The sequence below is a fragment of the Neglectibacter sp. X4 genome (assembly GCF_009917365.1).
GTDB lineage: Bacteria > Bacillota > Clostridia > Oscillospirales > Acutalibacteraceae > Acutalibacter.
Window position 1 is genome coordinate 235,482 of sequence record NZ_QWLE01000001.1, and the last position, 15,394, is coordinate 250,875.

The 15,394-nt window shown below is 55.2% G+C and carries 12 protein-coding genes; 9 read left to right on the forward strand and 3 right to left on the reverse strand.

The genetic code is table 11. The features are described from left to right. Positions 1-9: 9 nt before the first annotated feature. The 7 genes from adhE to D1841_RS01170 all read left to right on the forward strand — a co-directional run bounded on the left by adhE (position 10) and on the right by D1841_RS01170 (position 9,617). Positions 10-2,616 carry a bifunctional acetaldehyde-CoA/alcohol dehydrogenase gene (gene adhE / locus D1841_RS01140; protein WP_160641301.1) on the forward strand — a complete coding sequence of 869 codons (2,607 nt, stop codon included), beginning with the start codon at positions 10-12 and terminating at the stop codon, positions 2,614-2,616. A 108-nt stretch (positions 2,617-2,724) separates the two neighbouring features. Then, a complete protein-coding gene (locus D1841_RS01145) occupies positions 2,725-3,477 on the forward strand; it encodes a phosphotransferase family protein (protein ID WP_160641302.1) in 753 nt (250 codons plus the stop codon). A gap of 231 nt (positions 3,478-3,708) precedes the next feature. After that, entirely contained in the window at positions 3,709-3,975 is a 267-nt protein-coding gene (locus D1841_RS01150; protein WP_347563925.1) for an NAD(P)H-dependent oxidoreductase subunit E, read from the forward strand. A gap of 160 nt (positions 3,976-4,135) precedes the next feature. After that, the gene (locus D1841_RS01155) at positions 4,136-5,809 is read left to right on the forward strand and encodes a [Fe-Fe] hydrogenase large subunit C-terminal domain-containing protein (protein ID WP_160641304.1); all 1,674 of its coding nucleotides are present in this window, start codon (positions 4,136-4,138) and stop codon (positions 5,807-5,809) included. Beyond that, the gene (locus D1841_RS01160; protein WP_160641305.1) at positions 5,802-6,974 is read left to right on the forward strand and encodes a SpoIIE family protein phosphatase; all 1,173 of its coding nucleotides are present in this window, start codon (positions 5,802-5,804) and stop codon (positions 6,972-6,974) included. Before D1841_RS01155 ends, D1841_RS01160 begins: the two co-directional genes overlap by 8 nt. 95 nt (positions 6,975-7,069) lie before the next feature. Continuing rightward, positions 7,070-8,512, forward strand: a complete 1,443-nt coding sequence (locus tag D1841_RS01165; protein WP_160641306.1) for a 4Fe-4S dicluster domain-containing protein — start codon at positions 7,070-7,072, stop codon at positions 8,510-8,512. A 40-nt stretch (positions 8,513-8,552) separates the two neighbouring features. Then, positions 8,553-9,617 (forward strand): zinc-dependent alcohol dehydrogenase family protein, encoded by a 1,065-nt coding sequence (locus D1841_RS01170; RefSeq protein ID WP_237076122.1) that lies wholly within the window; start codon positions 8,553-8,555, stop codon positions 9,615-9,617. A 76-nt stretch (positions 9,618-9,693) separates the two neighbouring features. Here the strand turns inward: D1841_RS01170 and D1841_RS01175 are convergent, their stop codons facing one another. Continuing rightward, positions 9,694-11,337, reverse strand: coding sequence for an S-layer homology domain-containing protein (locus tag D1841_RS01175; RefSeq protein ID WP_160641308.1), 1,644 nt, complete (start codon positions 11,335-11,337; stop codon positions 9,694-9,696). A gap of 199 nt (positions 11,338-11,536) precedes the next feature. On the opposite strand from D1841_RS01175, the gene D1841_RS01180 reads away from it, so the two are divergent. Both D1841_RS01180 and D1841_RS01185 read left to right on the forward strand, forming a co-directional pair. Then, positions 11,537-12,469 (forward strand): hypothetical protein, encoded by a 933-nt coding sequence (locus tag D1841_RS01180; RefSeq protein WP_160641309.1) that lies wholly within the window; start codon positions 11,537-11,539, stop codon positions 12,467-12,469. A 28-nt stretch (positions 12,470-12,497) separates the two neighbouring features. Continuing rightward, positions 12,498-13,001 carry a hypothetical protein gene (locus D1841_RS01185; RefSeq protein ID WP_160641310.1) on the forward strand — a complete coding sequence of 168 codons (504 nt, stop codon included), beginning with the start codon at positions 12,498-12,500 and terminating at the stop codon, positions 12,999-13,001. 73 nt (positions 13,002-13,074) lie between these two features. Here D1841_RS01185 and D1841_RS01190 read toward each other — a convergent pair whose 3' ends face one another. Next, positions 13,075-14,232, reverse strand: coding sequence for a 3-phosphoglycerate dehydrogenase family protein (locus D1841_RS01190; RefSeq protein ID WP_160641311.1), 1,158 nt, complete (start codon positions 14,230-14,232; stop codon positions 13,075-13,077). Positions 14,233-14,273: 41 nt separating this feature from the next. Continuing rightward, positions 14,274-15,359 carry a 3-phosphoserine/phosphohydroxythreonine transaminase gene (gene serC / locus D1841_RS01195; RefSeq protein WP_160641312.1) on the reverse strand — a complete coding sequence of 362 codons (1,086 nt, stop codon included), beginning with the start codon at positions 15,357-15,359 and terminating at the stop codon, positions 14,274-14,276. Positions 15,360-15,394: the final 35 nt, after the last annotated feature.

Here is a 15,394-nt window from a genome sequence, read left to right on the forward strand (position 1 = left end):
AGTGATTTCATGGAAACAAAGACAGCGTATGAAATTGTGGAAAACACGGAAACATTCGAGAGAATGCTCCAGCGGGTGCGCGAGGCACAGAAGATCTATGCCTCCTACACCCAGGAGCAGGTAGACGAGATCTTCCGTGCCGCCGCCATGGCAGCAAACTTCCAGCGCATCCCGCTGGCCCGCATGGCTGTGGAAGAAACCGGCATGGGCGTGGTGGAAGACAAGGTTATCAAGAACCACTATGCCGCCGAGTATATCTACAATACGTACAAGAACACCAAAACCTGCGGCGTCATTGAGGAAGACCCGGCTTTCGGCACGAAGAAGATTGCCGAGCCTATCGGCGTCATCGCGGCGGTTATCCCCACCACAAACCCCACTTCCACTGCCATCTTCAAAACCCTGCTGGCTTTAAAGACCCGCAACGGCATCATCATCAGCCCCCATCCCCGGGCAAAGAAATGCACCATCGAGGCTGCAAAGGTTGTGCTGGACGCCGCCATCAAGGCAGGCGCCCCGGAAGGCCTCTTCGGCTGGATTGACGTGCCCTCCCTGGAGCTGACCAACAAGGTCATGGCGGAGGCCGACATCATCCTGGCAACAGGCGGCCCCGGCATGGTAAACGCCGCTTACTCCTCCGGCACCCCCGCTTTAGGCGTGGGCGCGGGCAACACCCCGGCTATTATCGACGACACCGCCGACGTTATCCTGGCTGTAAACTCCATCATCCACTCCAAAACCTTTGACAACGGCATGATCTGCGCCTCCGAGCAGTCTGTTATTGTGCTGGACAAGGTTTATAAGCAGGTGAAAGACGAGTTCCAGAAGCGCGGCTGCTATTTCCTCAATAAATCCGAAACCGAGAAGGTTCGCAAGACCATCATCATCAACGGCGCCCTGAACGCAAAAATCGTAGGCCAGAAGGCCCACACCATTGCCGCCCTGGCAGGCGTGGAAGTGCCCGAGTCCACCAAAATCATCATCGGCGAGGTGGAGAGCGTGGACATCTCCGAGGAGTTTGCCCATGAGAAGCTGTCCCCGGTTCTTGCCATGTACAAGGCCACAGACTTTGACGACGCTGTTGCCAAGGCTGAGCAGCTTGTGGCAGACGGCGGCTACGGCCACACATCCTCTCTGTACATCCACATTTCCGAAAAGGAAAAGATGGCAAAGCACCAGGCTGCTATGAAGACCTGCCGTATCTTAGTGAACACCCCCTCCTCCCAGGGCGGTATTGGCGACCTCTATAACTTCAAGCTGGCTCCCTCCCTCACGCTGGGCTGCGGCTCCTGGGGCGGCAACTCCGTCTCTGAGAACGTAGGCGTCAAGCACCTTATCAACGTAAAGACAGTTGCCGAGAGGAGAGAGAATATGCTGTGGTTCCGTGTGCCTGAGAAGGTATATTTCAAGAAGGGCTGCATGCCCCTGGCTCTGGACGAGCTGAAGACCGAATATGGCAAGAAGAAGGCTTTCATCGTCACCGATACCTTCCTGTATCAGAACGGCTACACCAAGCCCATCACCGACAAGCTGGACGAGATGAACATCCAGTATTCCTGCTTCTGGAACGTACAGCCCGATCCTACCCTGGCAAATGCCCTGGAGGGTGTCCAGCAGATCCGCTCCTTCGAGCCTGATGTGATCATCGCCCTGGGCGGCGGTTCCGCCATGGACGCTGCCAAAATCATGTGGGTGCTCTATGAGCATCCGGATGCTGACTTTGCTTCCATGTCCATGGACTTCATGGATATCCGCAAGCGCATCTATAAGTTCCCCAAAATGGGCGAGAAGGCCATGTTCGTAGCTATCCCCACCTCCGCCGGCACAGGCTCCGAGGTAACCCCCTTCGCTATTATCACAGACGAAAAGACTGGCACCAAGTGGCCCATTGCCGACTATGAGCTGCTGCCCAACATGGCAATTGTGGACGTGGACAACATGATGAACGCTCCCAGAGGCCTTACCAGCGCTTCCGGCATTGACGTAATGACCCATGCCATCGAGGCATATGTATCCATTATGGCCACTCCCTTCACCGACGGCCTGGCCCTGCAGGCTATCAAGACTGTATTTGAATACCTGCCCTCCGCTTACGAGAACGGTGCAAACGATCCCATTGCCCGCGAGAAAATGGCAGAAGCCTCCTGCATGGCTGGCATGGCCTTTGCAAACGCCTTCCTGGGCGTGAACCACTCCATGGCCCATAAGCTGGGCGCTTACCACCACCTGCCCCATGGCGTAGCAAACGCTGTTATCCTCACAGACGTTATCCGCTACAACTCCGCTGACGTTCCCACCAAGATGGGCACCTTCTCCCAGTACCAGTATCCCCACGCCAAGGAGCGCTATGTGGAAGCCGCCAAGTTCGCGGGTATCAAGGGCAAGAACGATGACGAAATCTTCGAGAACTTCATCGCGGCCCTGGAGGATCTGAAGGAGAAAATCGGCATCAAAAAGACCATTAAGGATTACGGCGTAGACGAGAAATACTTCCTGGATACCCTGGACGAGATGGTGGAGAACGCCTTTAACGACCAGTGTACAGGCGCCAACCCCCGTTATCCGCTGATGAGCGAGATTAAAGATATCTACCTCAAGTGCTATTATGGTAAATAAGAGAGGGCCAATCCCTTCCCTTTTGCGAACTTCATCCGGGCAGGGCGGAAAGCCCTGCCGGAGGGAGGGCGCTTCCCACAAATCAAGAAAGGAAGATGAGCATATCATATGAAACTGGAAAAGGTAATCGCTGTCCGCACCTCCAAGACTATTTACCGTGATGGGGATCACGTTGTCAAGGTATTCGACGAGGGCTATTCCAAGTCCGACATTTTGAACGAAGCTCTGAACATCGCCCGGGTAGAGGAGACTGGCCTCTCCATCCCTGGCGTGGAAGCTGTCACCATGGTAGACGGCAAATGGGCCATTGTAACCGATTTTATCGAGGGCAAGACCCTGGCCCGCCTGATGACAGAGGATCATGAGAACTATGCCCAGTATATGGAGCGCCTGGTGGATATCCAGTTGGAAATGCACGCAACTCCCGCTCCCGCCATGCTGAACAAGCTCAAGGACAAGATGAAGCGCAAGATTTCCCAGACCGGCCTGGACGCCACCACCCGTTACGAGCTGGATGCCCGCCTCCATGGCATGCCCAAGCACAACAAGCTGTGCCATGGCGACTTTAACCCCTCCAACGTGGTGATTAAGCCTGACGGCAGCTACGCCATCCTGGACTGGGCGCACGCCACCCAGGGCAATGCCAGCGCCGACGCAGCCCGTACTTATCTGCTGTTCTGGCTGGGCGGCGACATTGAAGGCGCCGAGCTGTACCTGGATCTCTTCTGCAAGAAGAGCGATACCGCTAAGCAGTATGTGCAGAAGTGGCTGCCCATCGTAGCCGCCTCCCAGTCCGTAAAGGGCAAGGAAGAGGAAAAGGAATTCCTCATGCACTGGGTAAACGTGGTGGAATACGAATAACCAACGTAACGTTGGATCTGAGACGCGGGAACGCTCACTGCGTTCGCTGCCTTGCGGTCATTTTCGCCGCGTCGCTTCGTGCCGCGCTTACGTAGGCCATCGCGCGCCCGGCCTGCTCCCGCAGAGCGTCTTACTTTGAGAACAAAGCAGAGGGGAGAGGGCCTGCCGTTTCCGGCAGGCTTTATCCCCATAAATTAAAAAGGCAATCTCTTGCCATAGCAATTCAGCTTTATAGCTGAGAAAGGAAGATCCACTATGAAATGTACAATTTGCATTGGCAGTTCCTGCCATCTGAAAGGCTCCCGGCAGATCGTGGAGCAGCTCCAGTATCTCGTGAAAGAGAACCACCTGGAGGACAAGGTGGAGCTGGGCGGCACCTTCTGCATGGGCAACTGTGTAAACGGCGTCAACGTCACCTTGGATGACAAGCTGTATTCTCTCTCTCCCGAGACTACCAAGGATTTCTTCGATAAGGAAATCCTTGCAAAAGTACAATAAAAAGGAACTTTTGATAGGGCGCTCCATCCGTGTTCACCATGGGTGGAGTTTCCCCTACCATCATGTCCTTGGGAAAAATACGGAAGAAAGGAACGATACCGGGCGCAAAAAGCAGTTGTTTTTCCTTTTTGTGCAAATCCAGTATCGCATGGCGATTTACATGGCTGAATATTTGAAACTGAAAAAATCCAACTGTGTCAACTGCTATAAATGCATTCGGCACTGTCCGGTAAAGTCTATCAAGTTCTCCTCCGACCAGGCGCACATCGTCTCAGACGAGTGCATCCTCTGCGGGCAGTGCTTCGTGGTCTGCCCCCAGAACGCCAAAGAGGTGCGGGGAGACGTGGTGAAGGCCCTGGAGCTGATGAAGAAAGGCCCGGTGATTGCAAGCGTTGCCCCTTCCTTTGTGGCAAACTATTCCGGCGCCACCATCGCCACCATGGAAGCAGCCCTGAAAAAGCTGGGCTTTGCCTCTGCCGAGGAGACAGCCGAGGGCGCGTCCATCGTGAAGAAGCAGTATGAAAAAATGGTCAAAGACGCCCGCCAGGACGTGATCATCTCCTCCTGCTGCCACTCTGTAAACCTTTTAATCGAGAAATACCATCCCGAGGTGCTGCCCTATCTTGCCACAGTGGTGTCTCCCATGCAGGCCCACTGCCGGAAAATCAAGGCTGCCAATCCCGGCGCGTCCACAGTGTTCATCGGCCCCTGCATCTCCAAAAAAGCCGAGGCCGAATCATATCCCGGGGATGTAGACTGCGTGCTCACCTTTGAAGAGCTGAGCGAGTGGCTCAAGCAGGAGGGCGTCACCGTCGAAAAGGGCGAGGATAACCTGGACGAAAGCCGCGCCCGCCTGTTCCCCACCAGCGGCGGAATCCTGCGCACCATGGAGCAGGATTCCCCGGAATACAGCTATCTAGTGGTAGACGGCATTGACAACTGCATCCAGGCCCTGAACGACATCAAAGAAGGCAGGCTCCGCAAGTGCTTTATTGAGATGTCCATCTGCGCCGGCAGCTGCATTGGCGGCCCCGCCATGGAACATGCCCAGCGCCGCCCGGTCAGCGACTACATAGAGGTAGACCGCTATGCGGGCCGGAAGGATTTCGCCATTCCCCAGCCGGAAGAGAAGGATCTGGTGAAGGATCACAAGTTTATTGGCCTGCACCGCAATATGCCCGGCCAGAATGACATTGAAGAAATCCTGCGCAAAATGGGCAAAAACAATCCTGAACAGGAACTTAACTGCGGTGCCTGCGGCTACAGCACCTGCCGGGAAAAGGCTATCGCCGTATACCAGGGCAAGGCCAATATCAACATGTGCCTGCCCTTCTTAAAGGATAAGGCAGAGTCCTTCTCCGATACCATCATCAACAACACGCCTAACGGCATCATTGTCTTAAACGAGCAGTTGGAGGTGCAGCAGATCAATGCCGCCGCCTGCCACATTATGAATATCCGCTATGCCTCCGATGTGCTGGGGGATCAGGTCATCCGCATTCTCGATCCCAAGGTGTTCCTGGATGTCATGCAGACCGGCCAGGCTGTGCGGGACGAGAAGGTTTATCTGGCGGAATACAAGCGCTATGTAGAGCAGAGCGTCATCTATGACAAGGGCTACCGCATTGTTATGTGCATTATGCGCGACGTTACCGATGAGGAGCGCCAGCGCCAGCGCAAAGAAGAAATCAGCCACTCCACCATCGAAGTGACGGATAACGTCATTGAGAAGCAAATGCGCGTGGTGCAGGAAATCGCCTCTCTGCTGGGCGAAACTACTGCCGAGACAAAAATCGCGCTCACTAAGTTAAAGGATTCCCTGAAAGATGAATAATTTATGTAGTGACATCGGGTATACCAGCATCCATAAATGGGGCGAGCAGCTTTGCGGCGATCGGGTGGAGATTGTCGAGCAAGGCGAAAACTCCACTGTAGTGGTGCTGGCAGACGGCATGGGCAGCGGCGTAAAGGCCAACATCCTGTCGTCCCTCACATCCAAGATTATCTCGACCATGATGGCGGCGAACATGTCCATTGAGGACTGCGTCTCCACCATTGCCGCCACCCTGCCTGTGTGCGCGGTGCGGCAGGTGGCCTATTCCACGTTCACCATCATCCACATCATCGACAATGAAGAAGCGGAGATCATCCAGTATGATAACCCCCTCCTGATCCTCCTGCGGGACGGCAAATTTGTGGAAATCCCCAAAACCGGCAATGAGATTGAAGGGAAAATGATCTACCGCTCCCGCATCAAGCTCCAGGAAAACGATTTTCTCTTTACCATGAGTGACGGCACCATCCACGCAGGCGTGGGCCAGTCCCTGAACTTCGGCTGGCAGCGCCCGGAAATCATCAAGTTTCTGGAAATGATGTATGACCCCTCCTACACGGCCAAAACCTACAGCACCCTGCTGGTGGAGGAGTGCAACCACCTTTACGGCGGCCATCCCGGAGACGACACCACTGTGGCCTGTGTAAAAATACGCAACCGCCAGCAGGTGAACCTGATGATAGGCCCGCCCTCTGACCGTAAGGATGTAAACAAAATGCAGGCCCTGTTCCATTCCAAGGAGGGCAAGCACATTGTCTGCGGCGGCACCACCTCCACTATCACCTCCGAATACCTGAAGAAGCCCATGATAGCCGATTTGGACTATCTGGATCCGGAAATCCCGCCCATAGCCAAAATCGAGGGCGTGGACCTGGTCACCGAAGGCGTCATCACTATCAGCAAGGTGGTAGACTATGCCAAGGACTTCCTCCAGGACAACGAGTCCTATACAGAGTGGGGCTACAAGCGGGACGGCGCGTCCCTCATTGCCCGTATGCTCTTTGAGGAGGCCACGGATATCAACTTCTTTGTGGGCCGGGCTGTAAACCCCGCCCACCAGAACCCCAACCTGCCCATCAGCTTCAACATCAAGATGCGTCTGGTGGAGGAGCTGAGCGAATGTCTGAAAGCTATGGGCAAGCGCATTAAAGTAAGCTATTTCTAAGAAAAAACAATGCCCCATGTGGCGGCTGCACCGCAGGGCCGAACCGCCCGCCGGAAACGGTTTTGTGCAGCATCGCCGGAAAGGAGAATGGGACTATGCCAATTCCCGGACAAGCGGAATGGAAATTTGACACGAAAGTGCAGTACATCAAATATAAGGTGCTGCGCGAGGTGGCCCGGTGCGCCTTTGAAGACCGGCTGCTTGCCACCTATACGGAAATCCCCAAACTCATCGTCAAGGATAAGCCCACCATGCGCTGCTGCATCTATAAGGAGCGCGCCATTGTAGAGGAGCGCATCCGTCTGGCTATGGGCGGCAATAAGGATAACCCCAACGTCATTGAGGTTATTGACATTGCCTGCGACGAGTGTTCCAAGAGCGGCTATAACGTAGGCAGCGCTTGCCGCGGATGCCTGGCCCACCGCTGCGCCGATGTGTGCCCCCGGGGTGCCATCAGCTTTGATGAGCACCAGAAGGCCCACATTGACAAAAGCAAGTGCGTAGACTGCGGCCGCTGCGCCCAGGTCTGCCCCTACAGCGCCATTGTAAACGAAAAGCGCCCCTGCGAGAAGGCCTGCAAGGTGAAGGCCATCAGCATGGCAGAGGGGGGAGAAGCTGCCATCGACAACAGCAAGTGCATCTCCTGCGGTGCCTGCGCATATATGTGCCCCTTTGGCGCCATTGTGGATAAATCCTTTATCCTGGACGTGGTGAAGCTGATAAAGGAGAGCGGGAACAACGAAAAGTATAAGCTGTACGCGGTTATCGCCCCCTCCATCTCCAGCCAGTTCACCTATGCCAAGCTGGGCCAGGTGATTTCCGGTATCAAGGAGCTGGGCTTCTTCACCGTTGTGGAAGCGGCCTTGGGAGCCGATATGGTAGCCTATGCCGAGTCTGCGGAGCTTGCGGAAAAGGGCTTCCTCACCAGCTCTTGCTGCCCCGCCTTTGTGGACTATGTAGAGAAAGCTTTCCCCCAGATGAAAGAGCACGTTTCCCACAACCTGTCCCCAGCAGCCACTATCGCCCAGTACATCAAGGAGACAGATCCCACCGCGAAAATCGTATTTATCGGGCCTTGCACCGCCAAAAAGATGGAGTTCCAGAAAGAGGGCCTCAAGGACATTATCGACTCCACTATTACCTTTGAGGAGCTGCAGGCCCTGTTCGACAGCAGGGATATCGACCTGAAATCCCTGCCGGAGGACGTGTTGGACAACGCCTCCTACTATGGGCGCATCTTTGCCCGCAGCGGCGGTCTCAGCGATGCTGTGGCCCAGGGCCTCAAGGAGCAGGACATTGAGTTTGATCTGAAAGCAGTGCCCTGCGACGGCATTGAAGCCTGCCGCGTGGCCCTGCTGAAGGCCTCCAAGGGCCTCCTGCCCGGCAACTTTATTGAGGGCATGGCCTGTGTGGGCGGATGCATCGGCGGTGCCGGATGCCTGACCCATGGGGAAAAGAACAAGGCTGACGTAGACAAATACGGCAAGGAAGCCTATGAGAAAACCATCTCCGACGCAATCGGCATGATGAAGAAATAAGAAGCAGAGCTTTTCCTGCCTGCTTTCAGGCGGCGCGCTGATGAAGCGCGCCGCTTTTCGGAAGCTGGCAAGGGAGAAAGAGAGGAAAAACATGAGAGCAGCGGCCTTTTTAGGAAATAAGACCTTTGAGGTACAAGAGCGGGAAATCCCCCATGCAGGCCCTGGCGAAGTAGTTATCCGCAACATGGCCTGCGGCGTGTGCGGCACAGACGTGCATATCTACCATGGCGAGCCTGGCTCCGCCGATGTAAATCCCCCTGTGGTGCTGGGCCACGAGTATGCCGGCGAAGTGGTGGAAACAGGGGAGGGCGTCACAGCCCTCAAAGCAGGCGACCACGTCACCGTAGACCCCAACATTTACTGCGGGGCCTGTGAATACTGCCAGAACGGCAAAAAGCAGCTCTGTGAAACGATGCAGGCCATCGGTGTCACCCGGGACGGGGGCTTTGCACAGTACAGCGTGGTTCCCGTAAGCCAAGCCTTTAAACTGTCAGAAGATTTGCCCTATGAATGGGGCGCTATGGCAGAGCCTGTGGCCTGCTGCCTCCACGGCATCGACCTGGCTGGCATCCGGCCCGGAGATACCGTATGCATTGTGGGAGGCGGGGCCATCGGGCTTATCATGCTCCAGCTTGCAAAGCTTTCCGGCGCTGCCAGGCTGGTGGTCAGCGAGCCTAACCAGAAGCGCCGGGAGGCTGCCCTGAAGCTGGGCGCAACCCTGGCCATCGACCCCACCGATCCCAAAGCTAAGGAGTCCATGGCTTGTGAAGCAAACGTGGTTATCGAGTGCGTGGGCAATACCCCCGCTGTGCAGAGCGCCTTTGACTTTGCCAAAAAGGGTGCCACTATTGTCCTGTTCAGCGTCCCCAAGGTGGACGGCACCTTCCAGCTTCCTCTGTTTGATATGTACAAGAAGGAGCTGACTGTAAAAGGCTCTTTTGTAAATCCCGACACCCATCACCGGGCCGTCCAGCTTCTCAATGCGGGCAAGCTGGATTTCACCCCCATCATCACCCACCGCTTCCCCTTGGGCAAAATGGCGGAAGCCATTGCAGAGCAGATGAGCAGCGAGTCCATTAAAGTTGTTGTCTGTCCCCAGGAGTAATTATTTATTAGGTAAAAGCAGCAGCCCCCGGCGCACGTTTTTGTGTACCGGGGGCTGCTGCATACAAAAATTTTTTCTATTTAAACACCAGCATATGGTTCAGCTTCCGCTCTTGCGGCCCATACAGCCACTGCCCGTCCACAAACAGGTTGGTAGAGCCGCCGCCGTCACAGTTCACAGCGTCCTGGCACCCCAGGCTCACCATGATTTTCGAGAGACTGCTCAGGTTTGTGTTGGCGGTGAGCAGCATAATTTTCCCGTCCTGCTTAATGCCGATGCAGGCCCGCCTGGCGTTGTATACGGTAATGCCAGGATCTTTGAAGCCCTCGGCCCGGTAAGTGTCAGCATTGCCATATACCATGCCGTTTTTCACAATGCGCGGCCCTAAGCCAATGGAAAGCTTGATGTCCTGGGTGGAAGCGCCTTCATAGCTGCGCTGCAAATCAACCCGGTCGCCCACCTGGGCTGTGTCAAAGAAAGCGTCCGCACTTGCCCGGCGGCTGCGCTGGGCAAGCACATAGCCGTCGGAAGGGATATTCACATCTGTGTTGTGCAGCACCTGGGTGATAAACCCGCCGGAGCTTACCACCACAGCGTCCCGGGCGGTAAAGGTCAGGCTGGTGCCGAAATCTTTGGTAAACACCACCCGGGTGGTGTCCTGGGGCACCATAGGCTTCTGGTTAAAGCCCACGTTCTCCAAAGCGGCTTCCCCTTGGGCGCTGTGCAGCACAGCCCTGTGGCGGGTGGCAAAATTTTCTATGGAGCAGTTTCCCCTAGAGTCCATCACAAAGGCAGACTTTGCCGGGGCAAACAGGTTGTCCACTGTCAGCACCTTCCCGCCGCTTATCATGGTGCCTATGGGGATGTAAGAGTCCATATAGAAAAAGGCGGCGTTTACAGCGATAACAGCTCCGGAACGGCTCACTAAGGAGCCAGGCCCTTCCCGTCCGGTAATTTTGTTCTGGGCCAGCATAACGCTGGAAGAAAAGCTGTGAGGGTCAAACACCACTGCCCGTACTGGCACGCCGTTGACACGCTTTTGCACAATTTCATACCGTTCTGTATTGCATTTGTTTAAAAAGCGGGCATACAGGGAAGCAGCCTCCGCCCGGTTGGCAGTCTGGGTGGGGCGGAAGGTGCGGTCAGTATAGCCGTTGAGTATCCCGGCCCGCTGGCAGGCAGAAACGCTTGCGGCAGCATAGGAGCTGATTTTCCAGCCGTCAGAAAAAGACATAGCCGGGTTCACCGCGTTCATTTTCCTGCCGGTAGCCTTGGAAAAGTTCGCCACCATCACCGCCAAGTCCTGGCGGCTCACCGGAGAGTCCGGCCCAAAGGTGCCGTCACCCCGGCCCTTTACCACGCTGCTTTCCACAGCCCAGTTGATATAAGGGTTGGCCCAATGCCCCTGTGGCACGTCCTTAAAGCTGCCCTTAAAAGCATACTGCTTGATTTCCGCCGGGGTAAGCAGGGTTTTGCACAGCATGGCGGCAAAGGCTCCCCGGCTCAGCCGCCCTCCGGGGGAAAAGCGGTTCGCCCCAGTGCCTTGGATAATGCCCTTGTCCACTAGGTCCAGCACATCTTTGGCATACCAGGCGGTGGGGGGCACATCGGAAAAAAATCCGGCGGCAAGGGCGGGCCTTATGGACAGCGCGGAAAAAAACAGGCAGCAGGCAAGAAGCGCCGCCAGGAGCCGCAGCCCCTTCCTTTTGTGCAAATGCATGGGTATTCCTCCTTCGTTTCAAGCATTCTTTAACATAATATACCACAATTAGCCTGAAAAGTCCATGAAAAAAGAAAAGTGGCGGAAATTACCTGAAAAGATCCCAATTATTATTTGCATTTTTCTCTGATTTCCTGTAATATGTATCCATAGGGATTTTGCTTTTTCCCTTATCCCATTTTAATTGGAGGGTAAAACTATGATTTGTCCTAAGTGCGGCAGGAATATCCCGGACGGGAGCGTGTGCCCCTGTTCCTACAATACTCCTGTATTGTCCTCAAATCCGGCTGTGAACACCTTAAAAACCATTGGATCCTCACCTCTGTTCCTGGTAGTGTCAATCCTTTTGTCCATCGCGCCTGTGCTGACCATTGCCAGTCAGTTGGGTCTGCGTGACAATATGTGGGATTTGTTCTACTATGCCATGCAGTTAGACCTGGATCCCAGCCTGTTCTACCCGGTTATAGACGCCGCCAGCAGCATGTCCGTTGCAGGCGCGGTGCTTTCCGCGGTTCCCGCCATCCTCGTTGCGGTGGCCATGTGGATTACTTACGCCAGTTGCCGCGATACCCAAAGCGGCAATGTCTCCACAGCAGGGCTTACCATCTGCAAGGTGCTCTCCATCATTTCGCTGGTGTGCATATGCATTTTTGCCGCCATACTGGTGCTGTTCATGGTGATACTTTTGATCGCGGGTGTAGCAGAGGCTGCCAATGATGTCTATGGTTATGACGCCAGCATAGCCCAGGCAGGTATCGCTGTGCTGCTGGTGCTGTTTGTCATCCTGGCGGCAGTTTTGGCTCTGGCGGTTATTTACCAGGTCTGCGTGATTAAAACTATCAACCGCATCAAGGCTACCGCCACCACAGGCGTGCCGGACAACCGCATTCCCAATTTCCTGGTTGTGATGAATTACATTGAGGCAGCAGGCATGGTGCTGGCAGGCCTTGCCAATCTCTTTACCACGCCCATCCTGGGCCTTGGCTCCCTGGTAGGCGCCGCCACCCTGGTGATTATCTCCATCATCCTCACCCGCTACCGCTCCGGCATGACCCTGCTCATGTACCCGCCCGTACAGCCCGTCTATCCCCAGCAGCCCACGCCTCCCCAGGGGCCGGGGAATTGGGGATAAGCCCTCAAAATCAGGGAAAGTGATGTGCATGAAAACCATTATCAGAGCTTTGCTCCGCTCATTGGCGGCGCTGTCCGTTGTCATATTGCTCACCGTTATAACTGCCAACGCCCAGCATTATTTTGCGATCTGGTATGACGCTGATGTGGAAAAGGAATGGGTGGGGGAGGATATCTATATTGTAAATGAAAATGCCACGCTGACGGTATTGGGCTTTGAACATATCCCGCCAACGGAACGTGCAGGCGCACGCGTAGACATCATGGTGAATATCCATGGGGACGCCGAACTGCCCTGGCACTATGACGGCAATAACTATCGGCTGCAATATTATCAGGACGGAAAATGGTATGTGGTAGGCCACCCGCTTGCCGTACCCGCAGTAGGAGCAAATTGGATGCCTGCCGGTGACACGGTGATGCGTTACCGGATACCGCTGACTGTGTTGCAGCAGTCCGGTACCTTTCGGTTATATGTTTATCCTTTAGGCTTTTGCGATGTTCCAGGTTTGAACGACACAGACGGCTGCTGAAACAAAAATAATAGAGAAAACCGGCGGGGCGCAAGCTCTGCCGGTTCTTTCTATGCCATTTTTTCAGTTCAAATTACTCAATCACCCGGATCTTCACCACATGCTCCAGTTTCGAGAAGGTGCCCCCGGGCAGATCCCCGGTCACGTCCAGAATGGTGTAGGCATATTCCCCCCGGGACTTGCTCTGCATGTTCTCAATGTTAATCCCGGCCTGGCCGCAGGCAGCGGCAAAGATGGCAATGGTGTTGGGCAGGTTCTTGTGAATCAGGCACACCCGCTTGGTGCCCGGCTCCCGGGCCATAGAGAGGGAGGGCAGGTTCACAGCATTTTTGATGTTGCCGTTTTCCAGATAGTCCTTCATCTGATCCACAGCCATCTCCGCGCAATTGTCCTCGCTTTCCGGTGTGGAAGCGCCCAGGTGGGGGAGGGCCGTCACATTCTCCGCGCCAATCAGGCAGTCAGCCGGGAAGTCTGTGGCGTAAGCCGCCATCTTGCCGCTTGCAAGAGCCTCGCAGAGCGCGGCACTGTCGCACAGCTCCCCCCGGGCGAAGTTTAAAAGCCGCACGCCGTCCCTCATCTTGCCAATGGTCTCCCCGTTTATCATACCCTTTGTGTCTTTGGTCGCAGGCAGATGCAGGGAGATATAGTCGCAGTTTGCGTAAATCTCGTCTAAAGAAAGGGAGCGCTTCACAGAGCTGGAAAGCCGCCAGGCCGCCTCCACAGAGAGGAAGGGGTCATAGCCGTAAACCGTCATGCCCAAGGCCTCGGCGGCATTTGCCACCAGGATGCCGATGGCCCCCAGGCCCACCACGCCCAGGGTTTTGCCGCTGATTTCCGGCCCCGCAAACTGGGACTTGCCCTTCTCCACCAGCTTGCCCACAGCGTCGCCTTCCCCCTTAAGGGTTTTCACCCAGTCCATGGCGGCGGGGATTTTCCGGGAGGTGAGCAGCAGGGCGCACAGCACCAGCTCTTTCACAGCATTGGCGTTAGCCCCCGGGGTATTGAACACCACAATGCCCTTTTCCGTGCATTTGTCCACAGGGATATTGTTCACCCCAGCCCCAGCCCTGGCTATAGCCAGCAGGGTTTCCGGCAAATCCATGTCGTGCATGGCGGCAGAGCGCACGAGAATGCCCTCTGGCTCCTGTATTTCCGGGGAGAAGGTGTAAGCCTCCCCAAAGCGTTTGGTGCCCACAGGACTTATCTTGTTTAAGCACAGTATCTTATGCATGTTGCATACCATCCTTTCCGTCCATTCATTATGGCTCAAAATTACCCGTTGGCCTTCTCAAAATCCCGCATAAAGGCCACCAGCTTTTCAATGCCCTCCACAGGCATGGCGTTGTAGATGGAAGCCCGCATACCGCCCACACTGCGGTGGCCCTTCAGGTTCACAAATCCCGCTGCGGCGGCCTCCTTTACAAATTTTGCGTCCATGTCCGCGTCCCCCGTCACAAAGGTGACGTTCATAATGGACCGGCTGTCTTTCCTGGCGCAGGGCTTAAACAGCTTGGAGCTGTCCAGGAAATCATAGAGCAGTTGGGCCTTTTTCACGTTGCGCTCCTCCATTTTGGCAAGGCCGCCAATGTCGTTCTGAATCCACTCCAGCACCAGCTTGCACATATAAATAGACCAGCAGGGAGGGGTATTGTACATGGAATCGTTTTTCGCCATCACGTCATACATAAACATGGTGGGAGTGCCCGGAAGCGTCTCGCCAATGAGATCCTCCCGCACGATAACAATGGTAAGGCCGGCAGGGGCCACATTCTTCTGTGCCCCGGCATACAGCAGGCCAAATTTGCTCACGTCAATGGGCTGGCTTAAAATGCAGGAGGAGATGTCCGCCACCAGGGGCACATCGCCGGTGTTAGGCAGGGTGTGCCACAGGGTGCCGTAAATGGTGTTGTTCATGCAGATATGGAAATAGTCCGCGTCCGGGCGGCACTCATTTTTGTCAATTTCCGGGATGTGGGAGAAGGTGTCCTCCTTGCTGCTTGCCACAGCCTTCACGTCGCCATAGCGGCTGGCTTCCTGATAGGCCTTTGTGGAAAACTGCCCGGACAGCACATAGTCGGCCTTGTGGTTTTTTGTCATCAGGTTCATGGGCACAGCGGCAAACTGGGAAGAGGCGCCTCCCTGCAAAAACAGAACCTTATAGTTTTCCGGGATAGCCATAACCTCCCGCAGCAGGCTCTCTGCCCCTTTGATAATGGCGTCATAGACCTTGGAGCGGTGGGACATCTCCATAACGGACTGGCCGCTGCCCTCATAGTCCATCATTTCGGCGGCAGCTTTTTGCAGTACGGCTTCGGGCAGCATGGAAGGCCCGGCAGAAAAATTGTACACACGGGACATTTTCATTACCTCCTAAAAATATACTTAGCTTGCTA

Bases quoted from the DNA above. Each gene is read 5' to 3' on its own strand.
- D1841_RS01160 (WP_160641305.1), top strand. From the start codon at position 5,802: ATGAATAATTTATGTAGTGACATCGGGTATACCAGCATCCATAAATGG.
- D1841_RS01185 (WP_160641310.1), top strand. From the start codon at position 12,498: ATGAAAACCATTATCAGAGCTTTGCTCCGCTCATTGGCGGCGCTGTCC.
- serC (WP_160641312.1), bottom strand. From the start codon at position 15,359: ATGTCCCGTGTGTACAATTTTTCTGCCGGGCCTTCCATGCTGCCCGAA.
- D1841_RS01165 (WP_160641306.1), top strand. From the start codon at position 7,070: ATGCCAATTCCCGGACAAGCGGAATGGAAATTTGACACGAAAGTGCAG.
- D1841_RS01145 (WP_160641302.1), top strand. From the start codon at position 2,725: ATGAAACTGGAAAAGGTAATCGCTGTCCGCACCTCCAAGACTATTTAC.
- D1841_RS01155 (WP_160641304.1), top strand. From the start codon at position 4,136: ATGGCTGAATATTTGAAACTGAAAAAATCCAACTGTGTCAACTGCTAT.
- D1841_RS01170 (WP_237076122.1), top strand. From the start codon at position 8,553: ATGAAGCGCGCCGCTTTTCGGAAGCTGGCAAGGGAGAAAGAGAGGAAA.
- adhE (WP_160641301.1), top strand. From the start codon at position 10: ATGGAAACAAAGACAGCGTATGAAATTGTGGAAAACACGGAAACATTC.
- D1841_RS01190 (WP_160641311.1), bottom strand. From the start codon at position 14,232: ATGCATAAGATACTGTGCTTAAACAAGATAAGTCCTGTGGGCACCAAA.
- D1841_RS01180 (WP_160641309.1), top strand. From the start codon at position 11,537: ATGATTTGTCCTAAGTGCGGCAGGAATATCCCGGACGGGAGCGTGTGC.
- D1841_RS01175 (WP_160641308.1), bottom strand. From the start codon at position 11,337: ATGCATTTGCACAAAAGGAAGGGGCTGCGGCTCCTGGCGGCGCTTCTT.